The organism is Arthrobacter sp. TmtSoilC51 (genome assembly GCF_055388015.1).
In genome coordinates this window covers 4,262,556-4,280,920 of record NZ_AP035877.1, presented here as the reverse complement: position 1 = coordinate 4,280,920, position 18,365 = coordinate 4,262,556, and the positions used below count along the sequence as shown (strand labels likewise).

At 61.7% G+C, this 18,365-nt stretch carries 14 protein-coding genes and 1 tRNA gene; 6 read left to right on the top strand and 9 right to left on the bottom strand.

The annotated features are described in order from the left end of the window. Entirely contained in the window at positions 1 to 939 is a 939-nt protein-coding gene (locus ACZ5G6_RS19505) for a phosphoribosylaminoimidazolesuccinocarboxamide synthase (protein WP_223934466.1), read from the top strand. Between the two features lie 66 nt (positions 940 to 1,005). Here the strand turns inward: ACZ5G6_RS19505 and ACZ5G6_RS19500 are convergent, their stop codons facing one another. The 6 genes from ACZ5G6_RS19500 to ACZ5G6_RS19475 form a co-directional block, all read right to left on the bottom strand. Continuing rightward, a complete protein-coding gene (locus ACZ5G6_RS19500) occupies positions 1,006 to 2,292 on the bottom strand; it encodes a helix-turn-helix domain-containing protein (RefSeq protein ID WP_498687433.1) in 1,287 nt (428 codons plus the stop codon). A gap of 590 nt (positions 2,293 to 2,882) precedes the next feature. Beyond that, positions 2,883 to 2,959: transfer RNA gene (locus ACZ5G6_RS19495), tRNA-Pro, on the bottom strand. 75 nt (positions 2,960 to 3,034) lie between these two features. Next, positions 3,035 to 4,867, bottom strand: coding sequence for an ABC transporter ATP-binding protein (locus tag ACZ5G6_RS19490; protein WP_498687431.1), 1,833 nt, complete (start codon positions 4,865 to 4,867; stop codon positions 3,035 to 3,037). Further along, a complete protein-coding gene (locus tag ACZ5G6_RS19485; RefSeq protein WP_498687429.1) occupies positions 4,864 to 6,663 on the bottom strand; it encodes an ABC transporter ATP-binding protein in 1,800 nt (599 codons plus the stop codon). The genes ACZ5G6_RS19490 and ACZ5G6_RS19485 overlap by 4 nt, the downstream gene beginning before the upstream one ends. A 151-nt stretch (positions 6,664 to 6,814) precedes the next feature. Further along, entirely contained in the window at positions 6,815 to 7,762 is a 948-nt protein-coding gene (locus ACZ5G6_RS19480) for a metallophosphoesterase (protein ID WP_223934461.1), read from the bottom strand. A 2-nt stretch (positions 7,763 to 7,764) separates the two neighbouring features. Next, positions 7,765 to 10,062, bottom strand: coding sequence for a transglycosylase domain-containing protein (locus ACZ5G6_RS19475; RefSeq protein ID WP_498687427.1), 2,298 nt, complete (start codon positions 10,060 to 10,062; stop codon positions 7,765 to 7,767). 37 nt (positions 10,063 to 10,099) lie between these two features. Here ACZ5G6_RS19475 and sp36 point away from each other — a divergent pair, with 37 nt between their 5' ends. Genes sp36 through ACZ5G6_RS19460 form a run of 3 tightly spaced genes read left to right on the top strand, consistent with a single transcriptional unit; the run spans position 10,100 to position 11,723 of the window. Beyond that, on the top strand, positions 10,100 to 10,255 hold the full coding sequence (gene sp36, locus ACZ5G6_RS19470; RefSeq protein ID WP_011775990.1) for a Sp36 family protein: 156 nt from the start codon (positions 10,100 to 10,102) through the stop codon (positions 10,253 to 10,255). A 2-nt stretch (positions 10,256 to 10,257) separates the two neighbouring features. Next, positions 10,258 to 10,794, top strand: a complete 537-nt coding sequence (locus ACZ5G6_RS19465; RefSeq protein WP_223934459.1) for a RidA family protein — start codon at positions 10,258 to 10,260, stop codon at positions 10,792 to 10,794. A 17-nt stretch (positions 10,795 to 10,811) separates the two neighbouring features. Beyond that, positions 10,812 to 11,723: an NUDIX hydrolase gene (locus tag ACZ5G6_RS19460; protein WP_223934458.1), complete on the top strand. Its 912-nt coding sequence runs from the start codon at positions 10,812 to 10,814 to the stop codon at positions 11,721 to 11,723. 238 nt (positions 11,724 to 11,961) lie between these two features. On the opposite strand, the gene ACZ5G6_RS19455 is transcribed toward ACZ5G6_RS19460, so the two are convergent. Beyond that, positions 11,962 to 12,639 (bottom strand): Crp/Fnr family transcriptional regulator, encoded by a 678-nt coding sequence (locus ACZ5G6_RS19455; RefSeq protein ID WP_011775987.1) that lies wholly within the window; start codon positions 12,637 to 12,639, stop codon positions 11,962 to 11,964. 235 nt (positions 12,640 to 12,874) lie between these two features. Between ACZ5G6_RS19455 and ACZ5G6_RS19450 the strand changes: the two genes are divergently transcribed. Together ACZ5G6_RS19450 and aroQ are read left to right on the top strand one after the other, a co-directional pair. Next, positions 12,875 to 14,059, top strand: a complete 1,185-nt coding sequence (locus ACZ5G6_RS19450) for a MarP family serine protease (protein WP_223934457.1) — start codon at positions 12,875 to 12,877, stop codon at positions 14,057 to 14,059. Between the two features lie 50 nt (positions 14,060 to 14,109). After that, entirely contained in the window at positions 14,110 to 14,574 is a 465-nt protein-coding gene (gene aroQ, locus ACZ5G6_RS19445) for a type II 3-dehydroquinate dehydratase (protein WP_223934456.1), read from the top strand. 85 nt (positions 14,575 to 14,659) lie between these two features. On the opposite strand, the gene ACZ5G6_RS19440 is transcribed toward aroQ, so the two are convergent. Continuing rightward, positions 14,660 to 16,876 (bottom strand): alpha-galactosidase, encoded by a 2,217-nt coding sequence (locus tag ACZ5G6_RS19440; RefSeq protein WP_498687424.1) that lies wholly within the window; start codon positions 16,874 to 16,876, stop codon positions 14,660 to 14,662. Between the two features lie 113 nt (positions 16,877 to 16,989). Then, positions 16,990 to 18,330 (bottom strand): ABC transporter substrate-binding protein, encoded by a 1,341-nt coding sequence (locus ACZ5G6_RS19435; RefSeq protein ID WP_498687422.1) that lies wholly within the window; start codon positions 18,328 to 18,330, stop codon positions 16,990 to 16,992. Positions 18,331 to 18,365: the final 35 nt, after the last annotated feature.

Below are 18,365 nucleotides of genomic sequence, written 5' to 3'. Positions count from 1 at the left end.
ATGACTGATTCCCTGCCCACAGGCGGTTTCAAAACCGAGACCCTGCAGCTTCCCGGCTGGACTCACGTGTATTCCGGCAAGGTTCGCGACCTCTACGTCCCAACCGATGAATCCATCACGGAAAAGGTCGGCCAGGAATGCGTACTGGTGGTTGCCAGCGATCGCATCAGTGCTTATGACCATGTCCTGAGCAGCGAAATCCCGGACAAAGGCCGCATCCTTACACAGCTGAGCCTGTGGTGGTTCGATCAGTTGGATGTTGAGCACCACGTGCTGGCGTCAACCGTTGAGGGTGGCGTTCCCGCGGCCGTCGAGGGCCGCGCCATGATCTGCAAGAAACTGGAGATGTTCCCGGTGGAGTGCATCGCCCGCGGCTACCTCACGGGTTCCGGCCTGGCGGAGTACAAGGAGTCCCGCACGGTCTGCAACATTCCGCTTCCCGAAGGGCTTGTTGACGGTTCCCGCTTGGAGAAGGCCCTGTTTACGCCATCTGCAAAGGCCGACGTGGGCGAGCACGACGTCAACATCACCTATGACGACGTCGTGGCCATGGTCGGCGACGACATCGCGGCCCGTCTCAGCGAACTCACGCTGAAGATCTACACCCGCGCCGAGGAGATCGCCCGTGAACGGGGCATTATCCTGGCCGATACCAAGGTGGAGTTCGGCCTCGATACATACACGGGCATCATCACCTTGGGCGATGAAGTCCTCACCCCGGACTCCTCCCGTTTCTGGGACGCCTCCACCTATGCGCCGGGCAAGTCGCAGCCGTCGTATGACAAGCAGTACGTCCGTGACTGGCTGACCTCCGCCGAGTCCGGTTGGGACAAATCCTCGGACACGCCACCGCCAGCCTTGCCTGCGGAAGTCGTGGAGCGGACCCGTGCCCGCTACGTGGAAGCCTACGAGAAACTGACGGGGCGCACGTTCGCCTAAGCTTCACAACGTTCATAACGCAGGCAGCCCCGGACCGCGAAGGTCCGGGGCTGCCTGCGTTGGACGCTAACTGGCTTCGGAGTGCTCCGTGTGCTCAGGGTACGTGGCTGCGGCGCGGCGTTCCGCGAGGCGGATCTCCAGGACCGCATCCATGGCTTGCTGCACCCGGTCCGATGCGCCGGCTGCACTGAAGTCGTTCTGGGCCTCTTCCAGATAGTGCAGCGCTTCCGTGGTTTCACCGGCGGCCTTCAAGGACTTGCCCAGCAGCAGCGAAACTTCACCAGCCGTGTGGCGGGCCAACACCTTGCGGTCCTTGTAGATCTCGCGAAGCTTGTCCACCGCGGCCGGAATATCGCCCGTCAGGTATAGCCAACGGGCGCGGATGAAGGCCACTTCCAACTGGTCCGTCTTGTTTCCGCCGACGATGGATAGCGCGAGCTCGGCACGTTCAATCGCGGACAGGGTTTCGGGCTCAACAATGCCGGAGGACAACCTGACAGCAGCCGATGCCTTGTTGAAACGGGCCCACAGTTCGATGTCGTTGGCGGGGGAGAGCAGCTTGGCCGCGCGCTCGTGGTGTTTGATGCCCTCCACGTAGTCGTGGCGCATGAAAGCAACGTTGCCCACCACCCACGCGACTTCGCCGGCCAGCTGTGACATGGAGTGCTCGTCCATGTGCTCGATCATCGTAAGGCAGTACTGCCATGCTTCGTCCAGCTTGCCGCTCTCCGCGAGGGCGCCGATCAGCGCGCGGTGCGCACCGATGATCAGCGTGGATCCCTTGGGCAGCTGCTCGCTCAGCTGCACGGCTTTCTTTGCATGCTCGACGGCGGTGGCCAGCTGACCTTGTCCGTGACAGACTGCGGCGAGCATCTGCCAGGCCCGCACGCCAAGGCCCGCGGATTCCGTGGCCATGGGATGTTCCAGCAAGTGCTCAACAATCTGCTGGCATTCCTTGAGCTGGCCTTGCTTCATCACACACTCGGCCTGCATGTAGGTCATATTCCACCAGGCGCTGTTGTTCTTTGCCTCGAGGGCGATCTGTGCGGCGGTGGCTGCATGGCTTGCTGCGAGCTGGTAATCGCGTAGGTCCCAGGCTTGCCGTGCGTACAAGCCGGCCAGCACGTACTCGGCATCGCTAACGGAAACGGGTTGGCTCCAGGCTTCCAGAGCCTTTGGAGCCAGCTCCAGCCTGCGCGCCAGCTCTTCGATGACCTCGGCAGTAGGCTCGCGCCTACCTGTTTCAAGCAGCGAAATGTAGCTCGGGGAATACAGGTTTTTGCCCAGTTCTGCCTGCGTCAACCCGCGTTCGAGCCGTTCGGCACGTAGCTTCTCGCCGAATCCGTTTCCCACGGGGTCCTCCTACAGGTGTCTTTTCACCAAAACCTTGACAGTCTCTGTGGAAAACATTTTACAATGTATGTCAACAGGGACCGTGCAATTTCCGTAACGAATCCGACTCGCATTGGGGAACAATATGTTCAAGAAAATGGCCGCTTCTGTGGCCTTGGCAGGCGCTCTCGCTTTTACGGTTGCGGCTCCCGCAGTCGTCTCGGCTGCTGCGGCGGCAGACTCCAGCACGGTAAGTGCTATTGGTAACTGGCCCGATCCTATGCGGTCCGGCACCACAACGGTACCTACCACGTCTTCCATCGGCAATTGGCCGGATCCTATGTAAATCAGTAGTACTGCTGGAAACCCCGGAGCGTGACGAGCGATGCTCCGGGGTTTTCTTTTGCCCCTTTACAAGGGGGCAGGTTAACAGGCCGGTGGCGGCGACACCCATATTCGCCCAAGCACCAGAAACGGGTTGGCGACACCCGTATGTCGGTGTCGCATGCAGGGATGTGTGGCGGTTGTGAAGTTGCGCGTCATTGGTAGAAGCTCGAATAGATCCGGACAAACGAAAAATGGCGCCGATTCCTCGGCGCCATTTTCGTGTTTGGTCGGGATGACAGGATTTGAACCTGCGACCTCTTCGTCCCGAACGAAGCGCGCTACCAAGCTGCGCTACATCCCGATCCGCTGCGAAAGCAACTGTTCAAGGATAGCTGAATCACTGCGGGATGCGAAATCGAGGAGGGGGTGTCACTCCTCACACGAGCGAGTCCCGCCATGCTCCGTGGAGCCGGGCAAACTGGCCGCCACCAGTGATCAGTTCCGCCGGTGTTCCGTCCTCAACAATCCGTCCATCGTGGACCACCAGTACCCTGTCTGCCGTCTCCACAGTGGAGAGACGGTGGGCAATGATGATGGCGGTGCGGGCAGCGTTCTGGCCAGCGACACCCTCCAGAAGGTGGGCGAGCCCTGCCTGAACCATCCGTTCGGAAGGAATATCCAGGGAGGATGTTGCTTCATCCAGGATCAGGACAGCAGGCGCGGCGAGGAAAGCCCGGGCGAATCCGATCAGTTGGCGCTGGCCCGATGAGACGCGCCCTCCGCGCTTATTGACATCCGTGTCATATCCCTCGGGCAAACTCATGATGAATTCATGCGCGCCCACTGCTTTAGCCGCAGCCTCCACTTCTTCACGCGAAGCTTCGGGCCGGCCCAGCGCAATGTTCTCAGCCACGGAGCCGCTGAAAAGGAAGGCTTCCTGCGTCACCATGACCACTGCCCGGCGAAGGTCGGTAGTAGCAAGGTCGCGGAGGTCAACGCCGTCCAAAGTGATGGCGCCGGACGTGACGTCGTAGAAGCGCGCAACGAGTTTGGCCAAGGTGGATTTACCGGCGCCCGTCTGTCCAACCAAGGCAACAGTTTGGCCAGCCGGAATGTGCAGGTCCAGTTTGGGCACAACCACCTTGCCATCGCTGTACCCGAACTGCACGCCCCTGAAGTCGATCTCGCCGCGCGAACTCTTCAGCGGGACAGGATTCTTTGGCGGCCGGACGGTGGGCACTTCCTCCAGGAGCCCGGATACTTTTTCCAGTGCCGCCTGTGCGCTCTGGAAGGAGTTGTAGAACATGGCCATCTGGTCCACCGGCTGGAAGAAGCGCTTGGTGGACAGGATAAGGGCCAGAAGGACGCCTACGGCGAGGTCACCGCTGAGCACCCTGAACCCGCCGAACAACAGGACCGCCGCCACACACACGTTGCCGATCAGCACCAGTCCAGGCTGGAAGATGCCGTTGAGGTTGATGGAGCGGACGGTGTTCTTGCGGTAGTCCTCAGCCAACGCACCATAGCGGTCAGCGTTCTCGCGCTCCTTGCGGAAGGCCTTCACTGCACGGATGCCGGTCATGGTCTCCACGAAGTGTACGATCAACCGCGCTGAAACAACCCGGGATTCCCGGAACGCGATCTGTGAATGCTTTTGGTACCAGCGCGCGAGCAAGAACATGGGCACACCCGCCGCAAGCATGATCAATCCACTGCGCCAGTCCAAGGCAAACACCGTGAAGGCAGTGAAGAGCATAAACAGCATGCCCGACGCCAGGGAGCTCACACCGGAGTCCAACAATTCCCGGAGCGCCTCAAGATCCGAGGTTTGACGGGCGATGATGCGGCCGGACGTGTACTTCTCATGGAATTCCAGGCTCAACCGCTGGGTGTGCCTGAACACGCGGACCCGGAGGTCCAACAGCATGGCCTGGCTCAGTTGGGCCGTGGACGTTACATACAGGGCTGTCATTGCGGCCGTGGCGACCGCTGCGGCCAAGTACAACGCACCGGCGAGTACAAGCGGGCCGTTGTCACCGGCTTGCAAAGCGGGCAACGCGGCGTCGATGCCAAAGGCGATCAGGGCTGGCCCGGCCACCCGGGTGAGCTGCGAAACCACCACCATCACGATCGTCATCCAGAAACGCAGCCGCACCGGGCGGATCAGCGAGGCAAGCAAGGTCAGCGACCGGCGTCGTACTGCTTTGCTGTCCGCTTTGGTCAGGAGCGTGTTGTCCTCGTTGGCAGTTCCAAAAGTTGTGGCGCTCACCGGCGGGCCTCCTGGGCGTCTTCGAGCTCGTCCAGTTCACTGTCCAGGTCCCTCGGACCCGTATCCAGGCTTGCGATGACGTAACGGTAATGTGGGTTTTCAGCCAACAGTTCCGTGTGGGTCCCGACGGCGGTGATGGTTCCGTTTTCGAGCAAGGCGACCCGGTCCGCCAATGCCACCGTGGAAGGACGGTGCGCGACGATCAGCGTGGTCGTCTTGTGCAGGACCTCACGCAGACGGGCTTCCACGCGCTCTTCGGTGTTCACGTCCAGCGCGGAGAGGGGATCGTCCAGGACCAGGACTTTCGGCTTCGCGGCGATGGCCCGGGCGAGGGCGATGCGCTGCCGCTGGCCACCGGACAGGCTCAAGCCTTCCTCGCCAATCAGCGTGTCTACACCTTCCGGCAAAGAGTACGCGAAGTGGGCCTGGGCTACGTCCAAGGCTTCATCCAGGGCTGCGTCGCTGGGCTCAGGGGCGCCGAGCAGGACGTTGTCCCGTACTGAGCTGGAGAACAGTGTGGTGTCCTCGAAAGCGACCGCCACGATCCGGCGGAGTTCCTCAATGTCGTAATCGCGGACGTCGACGCCATCGATGCTCACGACGCCCTCCGTGACGTCGTATAGACGCGGCACCAGTTGGAGTAAGGCGCTCTTGCCACTGCCGGTAATGCCCACCAGCGCCATTGTTTCGCCCGGCCGAATGTCCAGGGTGACGTCGTGCAGGAGCGTCCCGCCGTCGTCGAATCCGAAGCCCGCATGCTCAAAGCGGAGGGCGCCCTTCACGGTCAACGGCACTACGGGCTGGGCCGGCGAGGTGATGGTGTTCTCGGTATCCATGACTTCGAAGTGTCGGTCCAGCGCAGTCTTGGCAGTGAGCGCCATGGCCAGGAGCATGCCCGAAAATTCCACGGGAGTAGCCACGACGGCAGCAGTCGCGAAGAACGCAACAAGCGAACCGATACTCAGCTGGCCGCTGGCCGCGAGCATGATGCCCACCACCAGGCCGACGCCCAGCGCCAACTCAGGCAGCAACGTGACCACCAGCGTGAAACCGGCTTGCTGCTTGGCCTTGGCGATTTCGGTCTGGCGCAGCTCTTCTGCCTGGCCGTTGAAATTCTCCAGCGCTTCGCGGCTGCGGCCGAAAGCCTTCAAGACGCGGATGCCGTGAACGGACTCTTCCACGGTGGTAGCGAGGTCGCCCGCCTGGTCCTGACTGAGGCGCGTGACCAGGCTGAAGCGGCGGCGGAAGCGGAAGGAGTTGACCATGATCGGCACCGCCGCGCCAAGGAAGATCAGCGCCAACTGCCAACTCATGGAGAACATAACTCCGACGCCAATGATCACCGTCAACGTGGTGACCACCAGCATGATTGCCCCGAACGCCATCCAGCGGCGCAAAAAGCTCAGGTCCGTCATGGCCCGGGACAGCAACTGCCCGGAACCCCAGCGGTCATGGAAAGACACTGTGAGTTTCTGGAGGTGACCATACAGCGATACGCGCATCCTGGTCTCAACCGTGGTGGCCGGGTTGATCACGAACTGCCGCCGCAAGGCCACAAGTCCGGCCTCAGCCACACCAAGCGCAAGAATCACGACGGCGGCAATCCAGACGGCGCCTGGGTCACCGCCGGGTTGCAGCGAGTTGTTGACCAAAACACGCAACACTTGCGGGATGGTCAGCGCGACGATGCTGGCGAGCAGGGCGCAGAGGAGGCCCATGAAAAGCCGGGGGAGGATGGGCCGCACATGAGGGTACAGGCGGCCGACGGATGTGAAGAATGACGTTTGTTTGGACATGCCCGCTTCTCAACAGCTGGATCTTCAGATGGTGCGGAGGTAGTTTCCCGTAGCAACTACCCTATGCCATGCCGTGATTCGTTTCACAGGACCACACTTTGCTATGTGGAAAGTTCCCCAGTTATTGAGGTTCGTAATGGTCCGTGAGGTTTTAGCTGCGGGCCGTGAGGGTGAGCAGTACCGCTTCCGGGCGGCAAGCGATCCGAACGGGGGCGTAGCGCGAGGTGCCAATGCCGCCTGAGACGTTCACCGGCGTCGTGAATCCGTCGCTTTCCCAATCGTGGAGGCCCTTGGCCCGCCAGGTCGGGAGATCGCAATTGGAGACGAGAGCGCCGTAACCAGGGATGCAGATCTGGCCGCCGTGGGTATGACCGGCGAGGATCAGATCGGCCTCGGCTTCGGTGAAGTGGTCCAGCACGCGTTGGTACGGCGCATGGATAACGGCGACCCTGAGGTGCGGACGGGCATCCTGGTTCACGGTGCCACGGGGCCAACCGGCATAACGTTCGCGCTTCAAGTGGGGATCATCGACGCCCGAGAAATCGAAACGCAGGCCATTCAGCACCACCGACTGGGCGCGGTTTGTGAGGTCGATCCAGCCTCCCATGCCGAACGCAGACCGCAACCTGGGCCAGTCGAGCTTGATCGGGTCGGTCCTGAGCTTCGACGGTCCGCGGAAGTAGCCGGCAGGGTTCTTGATTCTGGGCGCGTAGTAGTCGTTGGAGCCCGGGACGAAGACGCCGGGAAATTCCATGAGGGGCCGGAGCGCGGTAATCAGCGGATCGACGGCCTGTGCGTGGCTGAGGTTGTCGCCTGTGTTGACCACAAGATCGGGCTTCAAATCGACTAAAGACTGCAGCCACTGGGTTTTCTTGTCCTGTCCCGGAACGAAATGGATATCGCTCAGGTGCAGTACGCGGAACGGCTCCGAACCTTCGGGGAGGATGGGGAGAGTCTCATGGCGGACTTCGAACTGGTCCTTTTCCCACCAACCGTATGCAGCAGCTGCCGCGCCGGCAGTGGCACCGAGGGCCGTAGTGACGGCGAAACCGCGCCCGATAGTGCGGACGCGGTTTGCCAGGGAATCACCGAAGGTCACGGCTAATCCTTGCCAGGGCCGTTGCCGTTGCCATTCCCGGTATTGCCACCGTTGCCGGTAGGGGCAGGCGAGGGGGCGGGATTGTTCTGCGTGGGTGCTGGCGCCGTACTGCGCTGTGGAGCAGGGGCTCCGAGGAGGTTGGACGGCGGCTGCTGGAACGGGTTGGTTCCATATGCAGGGGCTACGGACAGCATGTAGTTGGTGAACTGCGGACCAGCAATCATGTAACCGTCGATGGACTGGTAGAACTTGCCGTTGACGGTCAGGTTACGACCGGGACGCTTCTGGTCGCCCAGGGGGTCACCGAACCAGGAAGCCGTTGCCAACCCGGTGGTGTAGCCGACGACCCAGGTGGAACCGTTGGTGTCGTTGGTACCGGTCTTGGCGGCTACCGGGAAGTTGTTTCGGGTGGAAAGAGCCGGCCGGATCAGTGAACCCGAACCGGCGTTCAAGACTTCCTGCATGGCATACGCCACGCCCCGGGCAACTTCAGGTTTGACGGCATCCTTGCAGTTGGACGATTGCGCCGGGAGATCGGCACCCGACTGGTCCTTTACCGAGGTGATGGCGATTGGCTGGCAGTACTTGCCATCGGCAGCGAACGTGGCGAAGGCGCTGGCCATGGTGAGGGGCGCAGTCTGGGTGGAACCAATGAGGTTACCCAGAGTGGTCATGGGCACCTTCGGATTGGGATCCGTGATCTTGCCGGCATCATCCCGGGCGGGCAGGCCGCCATGGATGCCCGTGGCATCAACAATGCCCTGGATGCCACACAGGTCCAGCTGGGAAGCCGACGCAAAGGTGGCTGTGTTGATGGAGTTCATGAGGCCGTAGAGGACCGTCATGTTTCTGTAGTAACCCTCGTCGGAGTTCTGCAGGTCGAAAGTGCCGTTGGTGGCGTCATACCAGCCAACAGTGGGGGCAGGACAGGTGTTTCTCCACCGGAAGTTCTGGGGGTACCTACGGACCGAAGCGTTGATGGTCGTATTCATTGACTTGCCCTCGTTCAGCCATTCAGCGAACGTAAACGGCTTCATCGTAGAGCCGGGCTGGAAGCCACCAATGCCGTTGAGGTCGTTGCCCTCGGCATCGAGCACGTCCACATTGAAGTTCTGGGTCTGATCGAACTTGCCCTCTTGAGGGAGCCAAACAGTGTTCTGGGCCATGCTTACGATCTGGCCGGTGCCCGGCTGGACCGAGACGATCGAGGCACCCCACTTGTCCGGATTGGCGCCCGCTGTCCCGTCAACCTGCTGCTGGGCAACGGTCTGCGCGGTGGGATCGAGGGTTGTCCGGATGGTAAGGCCGCCACGCATGACCCGCTTCTCGCGCTCGTCCGAAGTCTCGCCGTACGCAGGGTTGTTCAAGAGCAGGTGCAGCACGTAGTCGCAGAAATACGGAGCCATGGTGGCGTACGCGCAACCCTGGCGTGCGGGGGTGACCTTGGTGGTGACAGGCGTGGCCACCGCTTCGTCGTACTCGGCCTGGGTGATCTTGTGCTGGTTGACCATGGCGGCCAGCACAAGGTCGCGGCGCTTCTTCGAGTTATCCGGGTTGGTGATCGGATCGAAGGCGGACGGGCTGTTCACCAAACCGGCCAGCAAGGCTGCCTGCGGAAGTGTCAGATCCTTGGCAGAAGTGCTGAAGAAGAACTTGGAGGCAGCTTCAATGCCGTAGGCGTCACGGTTGAAGAAGACGATGTTGAGGTAGCCCTCAAGGATCTGCTCCTTGGAGAACTTCTTCTCCAGGGCGATAGCCAACTTCATCTCGCGGAGCTTATCGCCGACACCCTTGTTCAGGCCGTTCAGCTTGACGTCTTCGTCCTTGCCGGACGCGACCAGCGATTCGTTGATGACGTTGTTAACGTATTGCTGCGTAATGGTGGAAGCGCCCTGCTTGTTGCCGCGGGCGGTGCTCACGATGGCTCGCATGATGCCGGTGGTGTCGATGCCGCCGTGTTCATAAAAACGGCTGTCCTCGATAGCGATGACAGCGTCCTTGATGAACGGGCTCATTTGATCCAGCGGAACCTTGGTCCGGTTCTCAGCGTAGATCGATGCAATCGGTGTACCGTCCTTCGCCAGAATCGTTGTGTTCTGGCTCGGCGGGTCCACCTGCAGCTCTGCCGGCAGAGTGTCAAAGAACTGGATTGAACCACTTGCGGCACTGCCCGAAACGGCGGCTGCGGGGACCAAAAGGCCCGCCACCAGGACGCCACAAATCGCGCTCACGCCAAGGAAACCTAAAATCTTTCCGAGGGTGGTGGCAGTGTCGAATATGGGGTTCTTGCGAGTCACCATGTTTTCCACTTTACCGGCAAGGGCTAGGCTTTCTGTCATGACCAAATGGGAGTACGCCACGATTCCGCTCATTATCCACGCCACGAAGCAGATCCTGGACCAGTGGGGCGAGGACGGTTGGGAGCTTGTCCAGGTCGTCGGTGGACCCGATGGCAAAGGCCTTGTTGCATACCTGAAGAGGGAGAAGCAGTAACTATGACAACCCCCGCAGAAACCACGTCTGCCGCGGAATCCGGCGCTCCGACGTCGGCTGTTGAGCAGCGTCTCGCCGAGCTCGGCTTGACCCTTCCAGAGGTCGCCGTACCTGTTGCCGACTACGTGCCGGCCATCGTCTCCGGCAACTACGTTTACACGTCCGGCCAGCTGCCCTTTATTAAGGGCAAACTCGAAGCTACGGGCAAGGTCTCCCTCGGCGAGCTGGGTGCCTCCGACGAGCCCACCGTCGATCCCGAGGACGCCAAGCGTTACGCCGCTATTTGTGCGATCAACGCCCTCGCCGCCGTCAAGAGCGTCATCGGCGACCTCGACCGCATCACCCGCATCGTCAAGGTAGTGGGCTTTGTTGCATCCGAGCCCACTTTTACCGGCCAGCCCGGAGTCATCAATGGTGCCTCCGAACTCCTGGGCCAGGTATTGGGCGACGCCGGCAAGCATGCACGCTCCGCCGTCGGCGTTTCCGTCTTGCCACTCGACTCTCCCGTCGAAGTCGAGCTCATCGCTGAATTCAGCTAAGGAACCGGTTCACACAATTGCCGCAGCTTGCCCGCCGCCTGTTCGCACTCCCTCCGGCACTCGAAGGGGCGGCACGAAACTGGCTTGAGCTCGGCGAGCGGACCCCCAGGGCCGCCCGCTACGCATCATCGGTTGTCCTCTTGCGGGACTCACCCACCGGCCTGGAGACCTGGCTTGGTTACAGGCCAGGCTCCTCGCCGCTGGGTGTCGTTGCGTTCCCCGGTGGGTCCCTGGACCCGTCCGACGACGACCCCGTCGGTTGGTTGGGTCCCTCACCGCAGTATTGGGCCGAGCACTTGGGAACGGACGACGTCGGACTCGCCCGCCGTCACGTGGTGGGCGCCATCCGCGAACTCTTCGAGGAAACCGGCGTCCTCCTTGCCGGCCCCGACGCTTCCTCTACGGTGGAGGCCAACTCCACGGTGGAGTGGATGAAAGCCCGGGAAGCTGTGTCCAGCCAGGAGAAGTCCTTCAGCGAAGTGCTCGCCAAGCGTGGCCTTTCACTGCGCACGGACCTCCTGAAGCCCCTGGTCAACTGGCTTAGCCCCGACTTCGCGCACACCCGTTTCAACACCCGCTATTTCGCCGCTACCGTCCCGGTGAACCAGCAGCCCAGCATCCTGGGCAGCAAGGGGGTCTGGGGTCGCTGGGTGTGCGCCGCGGAAGCCATCGCCCTCCGCGATACCACGGCCCTCGGCGACGAAATAGCCCAGGAAAACACCGTCGGACTCACCCTCGGCCAACTTCTGGTCCCCGGGTCCGAAATCATGCTCGAAAAAATGGCCCATGCCAACGGCTGCATCGCCTACCTGAGCTACAAGCGCAAGGCCCACGTGTACCAACCCAACCTGGTAGACGAAGGCGGAGTGCTGATGCTCGAGGTCGAAGCCGCCAGAACCGTAGCCGGAGAACCGCAGCGGGAGCGCTAGGCCAGTCCGCTGAGCTAGTCAGTCCGTCACCACCCTTTCGGATGTTCTCTCAGATCCTGACGGGTTTTGGACGATGTTCTCTCAGATCCTGACGGGTTTTGGACGATGTTCTCTCACGTCCTGACCGGTTTTGGACGATGTTCTCTCACGTCCTGACCGGTATTGGGCGATGTTCTCTCACGCACGAAGAAAAAAGCCGCCCCAGTTCATCACTGGGGCGGCTTTTCGCTTCGATAAATCAGCGCGAACGCTGACGGAGGCGCTGCATGTCGAGAATGACGACGGCGCGAGCTTCCAGGCGCAGCCAACCGCGCTGGACGAACTCGGCCAGTGCCTTGTTGACGGTTTCGCGGGAAGCGCCAACCAGCTGGGCCAGCTCTTCCTGGGTAAGTTCATGGGCAACCAGGACTCCGTCGGTGGCCGGACGGCCAAAGCGGTCAGCCAGATCCAGGAGTGCCTTGGCAACGCGGCCCGGGACGTCCGAGAAGACGAGGTCGGACAGCGAATCGTTAGTGCGGCGGAGCCGGCGGGCGAGGGCCTGCAGCAGCTGCGCGGAAACCTCGGGACGTGTGCGGAGCAGCGCGTTGAGGCTTTCGTTCTTCAGTCCGGCCAGGCGCGTTTCCGAGACGGCGGTGGCCGTGGCGGTGCGGGGGCTGGGGTCGAACAACGCCATTTCGCCGAAGAGTTCTCCCGGGCCGAGGATGGCCAACAGGGACTCTCGGCCATCGGGGGAGGTGCGGCCGAGCTTTACCTTGCCGGAAACGATGAAGTAAAGCTGGTCACCCTGGTCGCCTTCGCGGAACACCGATGCCCCACGTGAGAGGTCCACCTCGGTGAGTTCGTCCGTCAGCAAGCGGAATGCGTCGTCGTCAAGGGTGGCGAAGAGGGGTGCGCGGCGCAATACCTCGATGTCCATGAAATCTCCTGAATATAAGTTTCGGTCGTGGCGCTCCAGCCATTGTTTCAGAATTTTTAAGCTTCTGTGACGTACTTGGCAGGCGAAACGCTGAAACGGCGCGGTTTTTGTCCTCATTGGCCCCGGTTTGAGGGGCGATTAGACCCGGAGGGCGGACCCATATGGTGACGGGACTAACGGTTTCCTGTCAGGGTGCCCAACTACAATTGGCGCTACCCGGCTACAAGGAGCATTGGTGTTTGGCTTGACCATTTTGGATTTGGCATTGATCTTGATGCTGCTGTCCTACCTGATCTATGGCCTCCGCAATGGCTTCCTGGTGACACTCGGCGGAATTGCCGGTTTTGTGGTTGGTGCGATTGCTGCTTTTGTAGCAGTTCCGCTCGTGAGCGGCTGGGTGAGCGATAGCGGCTGGAGGCTGACCGCCACGGTGGGTGCCGCCGTCGTACTCATTGCTTTAGGCCACGGGCTGGGAACCATGATCGGGCGAAAAGTCCGCCATGCTGTGCGGATCAAGCCGTTGCACGCCGCTGACCGGTTGATTGGTGGCGTTGTCAGCGTGGTGGTTTCGGCGCTGGTGATGTCCATGCTGGCGTTCAGTATCAGTTCGCTGGGCGTGCCGTTCGTCTCGCAGCAGCTGGCTGAATCACGGGTCATTCGATACATCGATTCCTTGACTCCTACGCCGGTCAAAACCACTATGGCCCAGTTGCGATCTACGGTGATCGGCGACGGTATTCCCAAGTTGATTGAAGGCTTCGGCCCAGCGACGCCGGTTCCGGTTCCCAACGAGTCCACTGATACTCCAGCCCTGAACCAGGCTGCCGAGTCCGTACTGAAGATCGCGGGCACGGCCTTTGAATGCGGCCAGAACCAGACGGGTTCCGGATTTGTGGTCTCGCCCGGGCGCGTCGTGACCAATGCGCACGTTGTTGCGGGCGTGTCGCAACCGGTGGTGGAAATTCCCGACGGCGGCGCGTTGCCGGGTCGGGTGGTCTACTTCGACTCCCAGCGGGATATCGCGGTTTTGGCCGTGGACGGACTTTCATCCGCTCCGCTTCCCTTGAGCACCGACCTGGCCGCTGGCAGCCCTGCAGCCTTTGCGGGCTACCCGCACGGTGGTCCGTTCCAGTCCAAACCGGCAACTGTCCAAGGGATTTCGACCATCCTTGTTCCTGATATTTATGGCAGCAATCCTTCCCCGGAATTGGTCTACAAGCTCGCAGGCGACGTCCAACCGGGCAATTCCGGTGGACCACTGCTCACCATGCAAGGGCAGGTAGCCGGTTTGATCTTTGCCAAGACCACCACCGATGCTGCACTTGGCTTTGCACTCACCATGGAGGACATCCAGCCGGTGGCTGCCCAAGCTCCGGGACTTAGCGCTCCGGTTTCGCCCGGGCAGTGCACGCGCAAGTAACTTTGACGGCAATTCCCGGACAATCTCCCAACGCCTATAGATTGGGAGCCATGACTGAAGCCACCCCCGCCACCGAATCTGGTCGCGGCACCATCCTTGTGATCAACGGACCGAACCTTAACCTTTTGGGAACCAGGGAGCCCGAGAAGTACGGGACTTCCACGCTCGCCGACGTCGAGCAGCTTGCCATGTCAGCTGCGGCCGCCCACGGCTTCACGGTGGACTGCGTTCAGTCCAACCACGAAGGGGACCTCCTCGACGCCATCCATGCAGCGCGCGGAACCGCGGCGGGAATCGTCATCAATGCCGGTGCCTTCACACACACGTCAGTGGCACTTCGTGACGCCCTCGCCGCAGTTCAGCTGCCCGCCGTCGAAGTACACATCACCAACGTTCATCAGCGCGAAGAGTTCCGGCACCACTCGTACTTGTCCGGCGTGTGCAACGCGATCATCGTGGGCGCGGGCGTGCTTGGGTACAAGCTGGCCATCGACTACCTGGCTGAAACGGCGTAGTTCGGCGGATGTGATTGAGGATTCCCGGGAACCCGTTGGGATGTGATTGAGGATTCCCGGGAAGCCCTTGGGATGTGAGAGAAGGTTAGAGGGCTGTGAACCGCAGCAAAAGCGCGTGCTCGGGGTTCAACACGGGCATGGGCAGTCCCACCTCACCCAGGAAACGTCCCGTTGCCACAGCACCGTTGGCCAGCCAGGCAACCGGCTGAGCCTCGATGACCGTGTGCCCGTAGTCGGCATCCACCGGGGTCGGGAAGATCGCTTCCACGCGATAGGAACGGGAGGCTTCCAGCCCCGGAATGGCTACACGTCCGGGCTGCTCCGCAAAACCAGTCCTGGTCTTGACCACGGCGAAGAGGGCTGCCGTGGCGCCCACTGCAGTACCGTCGTCGTGCACTCCGGCGTCGGCCACAACACCGTGCAGCATCATCGACTCGTCCGGCACATCTGCCCGCACCATTTTTCCGCTGTGGATCAACCCCCGGTGCTCCTTGTAGAGGGCGATAAAGCGCTTGAGTTCTTCGCGCTCAGCTCCCTGGACTTCGCGGATGTCCCATTCCATGCCGAAGTGCCCGAACAGTGCCGTGATCGCGCGGAACGACAAATCATGCGTGCGGGCCGTGGTGTGCGAGGTGGTGGGTCCAATGTGCCCGCCCACCAACTCCGGGGGTACCACAATGCCGGTCCAGCGCTGGATGGTTTGCCGCTCCAGGGCGTCGTTGCAGTCCGAGGCCCAGATCCGGTCGGTGCGTTCCAGGATCCCGAGGTCCACTCGTGCGCCGCCGGAGGAGCAACTCTCGATCTCGACACCCGGGTGCGCTGCGCGGAGGGCATCGAGGAGCCGGTAGGCGGCAAGGGTTTGTTCATGCACCGACGAACGGCCCGCATGGCCGTGCTCCACGAGGTCCCGGTTTTGGTCCCATTTGAGATAGCTGATGTTGTTTTCCCGCAGCAGGGTGTCCATACGATCAAAAATGTACTGCCAGGCCTCGGGGTTCACGAGGTCGATGATGTGCTGGTGTCGCCATTCAAGCGGCAGCCGGCCTCCGTCCTTGAATGACAGGGCAGATGGCCCAACGATCCACTCGGGATGTGCGCGGGCGATGTCGGAATCGAGGTTCACCATTTCCGGTTCAACCCACAGCCCGAACTCGATCCCGCGGGAGGTCACCGCATCAATCAGGGGTGTCAGGCCTGAAGGCCAGACTGCCTCATCCACGTACCAATCGCCCAGCCCTGCGTGGTCGTCGCGGCGTCCCCGGAACCACCCGTCGTCGAGCACGAACCGCTCAACGCCAAGGTCCGCGGCGGACTCAGCCAGCTCGATCAGGGTCTCCAGGTTGTGGTCGAAGTACACCGCTTCCCAGGTGTTGAGGACAACTGGCCGCGGCTTTCCAGCGACGTCCACGTGATGCGGGCGGGAGCGGAACCAGCTGTAGAAGGCTTCACTGATGCCGTCCAGACCGCGGTCCGAGTAGGCGGCAAACAACGCAGGCGTCGTGTAGCTTTCACCGGGCTGCAGCACTACTTCTGCGGGACCAAGGAGTTCGGACCCGCCGATCATTGTTCGGCCATCGGCCACGTTGTCAGCGAATTGCTCGTGGTTTCCGCTCCACGCCAAGTGTGTGGCCCAGACCTTGCCCTGCCGGTTGCCAAAGCCTGCGGTTCCGGCCGCGAGCAGCAGCGAGGAATCGTGTCCGGTGCGGCCATGCCGGCCAGTGCGGACCCAGGTTCCTTGCTGGATGGCCCTGCGTTGTGGGTGCCGTTCGCGGCACCAGCGGCCAGTGAGGTCCAAAAGCTCGACGGCGTCCGGCGCCACCGGGAGCATCGTTGCCAATTCATCCACTTGGAAGGGCGACGTGGCGTCGTTGGTCACTGTGTGCCGCAGTTCCAACAGCCCGCCCGGGTGCAAGGTGAGGTTGCTCGTGACGGTGATACCGGCGTCGGGATCTGACTGAACGATCACCGCTGACGACCCGTCTTCGGCCGACCCGACGGCGGCGCTGCCGTCCGCCGTCGCACTCACCACGCGCAGCCGTACAGAGAAGTCGTAGCCGGGGACGCCGTCCGTGAAACGGTGTCCGCGCAACCCCGTCCGGCCTTGCCACGAGGAGGAGGCCTGGGGGAGGAGTCCTGCGGGTACGTTGGCATCGATTGCAGAGGGAGGGATGGGCTCATTAAGGATGGAAAGGTCGGGAAGGGCGTCGCCCAGGTCTGCTCCCCAGTGGGATATTTCGGCCTCTCCTCGGTGAGTGCTGATCACCAGGCTGGTACCGGCGGAACGGAGATGGAGCGGGTGCATGGGTTGAGTCGCTTTCAAAGATGGCGGGTGGGGCGCTGGGTGGACTTGTGAGGCCTGCTTTGCGGCCCGAATGGGTATTTATTCGCGCAGGGCAGGCCTCACAACGGGACGTTTTACTTGAAGAGGGCGTTCACCTGGTTGTTGGCTTCCGTCAATGAAGACGCAGGCTTCTTGCCGGAGAGCACTGCATCCATGGCGGGCTTCATGATGCCATCGACCTTTGCAGCCTTGTCCGCGATCGGGAAGAGGAACGTGGTGCCCTCCTTCACGTGTGTGGTGAAGGCGGAAACGTCGGTGCCCTTGTCGGCGAAGGCCTTGGCGGCGATTTCCGAAGAGCTGCTGATGGCAGGGAAGACTACGGCCTTGCTGGCTACAACGTCCTGGCAGGCAGTGGAGCCGAGGTACTCCACCCACTTCACGCTGGCGGCAGGGTTCTTGGTGCCGGCCCAGATGGAGTCAGCCAGGCCATTGAACATGCTGGCACGCTTACCGTTGGGGCCCTTGGGTGTTGGCGCAAAGGCGGTCTCGATGCCCTTGTACGTTTTGTACTGGCCGATCAACCAGTCACCGTTGGTGTTGATCGCGGCCTTTCCTGCGCCGAAGCTGTCCGGCATGCTGGCTCCAACAGTGGTCTCAAGCTTGGGCATGTAACCCTTGTCCACCAAGCCGGCCCACCATGCGATGGTTTCCTGGAAGCGGGGATCGTCGTAGTTGAATTTGCTGCCCCAGGGGTTCTTGTCGGTCGAGCTCCAGCCGGTGGTCGCCGTGAGGAAGCTCCACTCCGTCTGGCCTTGACCGGAGCCGCTACCGGTCAAGCCCAATCCGTACGTGGCTACGTTGTTCTTGTCGAAACCTGCCTCATCCCCGCGCTTGCCGTTCTTGTCCACGGTCAAGTGCGCGATCGTCTTTTCGTAGGTGCCGCCGTCCTTAGGGTTCCAGTCAAGGTTGGCCATCTGCTCCGCGCTGATACCTGCGGCGTCAGTCATCGCCTTGTTGTAGAACAGGCCAACGGTGTCCCAGTCCTTCGGCAGGCCGTAGCGCTTGCCGTCCTGGCCCACCCAGAGCTCCGGAAGGCCCTTGGTGTACGCGTCGAGCTTGATCCCGTCCTTCTCCACGGCCTCGTCCAATGACAGAAGCTGCTTCTTCGCGGCGTATTCAGGATATTTGGAGAGGTGGTCCGTGAAGACGTCCGGCGCTGTTCCAGCAACGAAGCCGTTGGTCAGGGTGGTCCAGTAATCGTCCCAGCCGCGCTGGGTGATCTTGACCTTGATGTCCGGGTTGGCCTTGGTGAAATCGTCCGCGCACTGTTGGTAGGCGGGGAGCTGGTTGGCGTCCCAGAGCCAGTAGTTGATTTCTCCCTTGGCCTCGGAGGAAGCAGGGGCGGAGCCGCCACAGGCGGACATTGTTAGGGCGATGGCGGCGGCAGCAGCGGCGACGCCGAGGGTTTTCTTCATGACGAACCTTTCAGGGTGACTTCAGGACTTTTCAA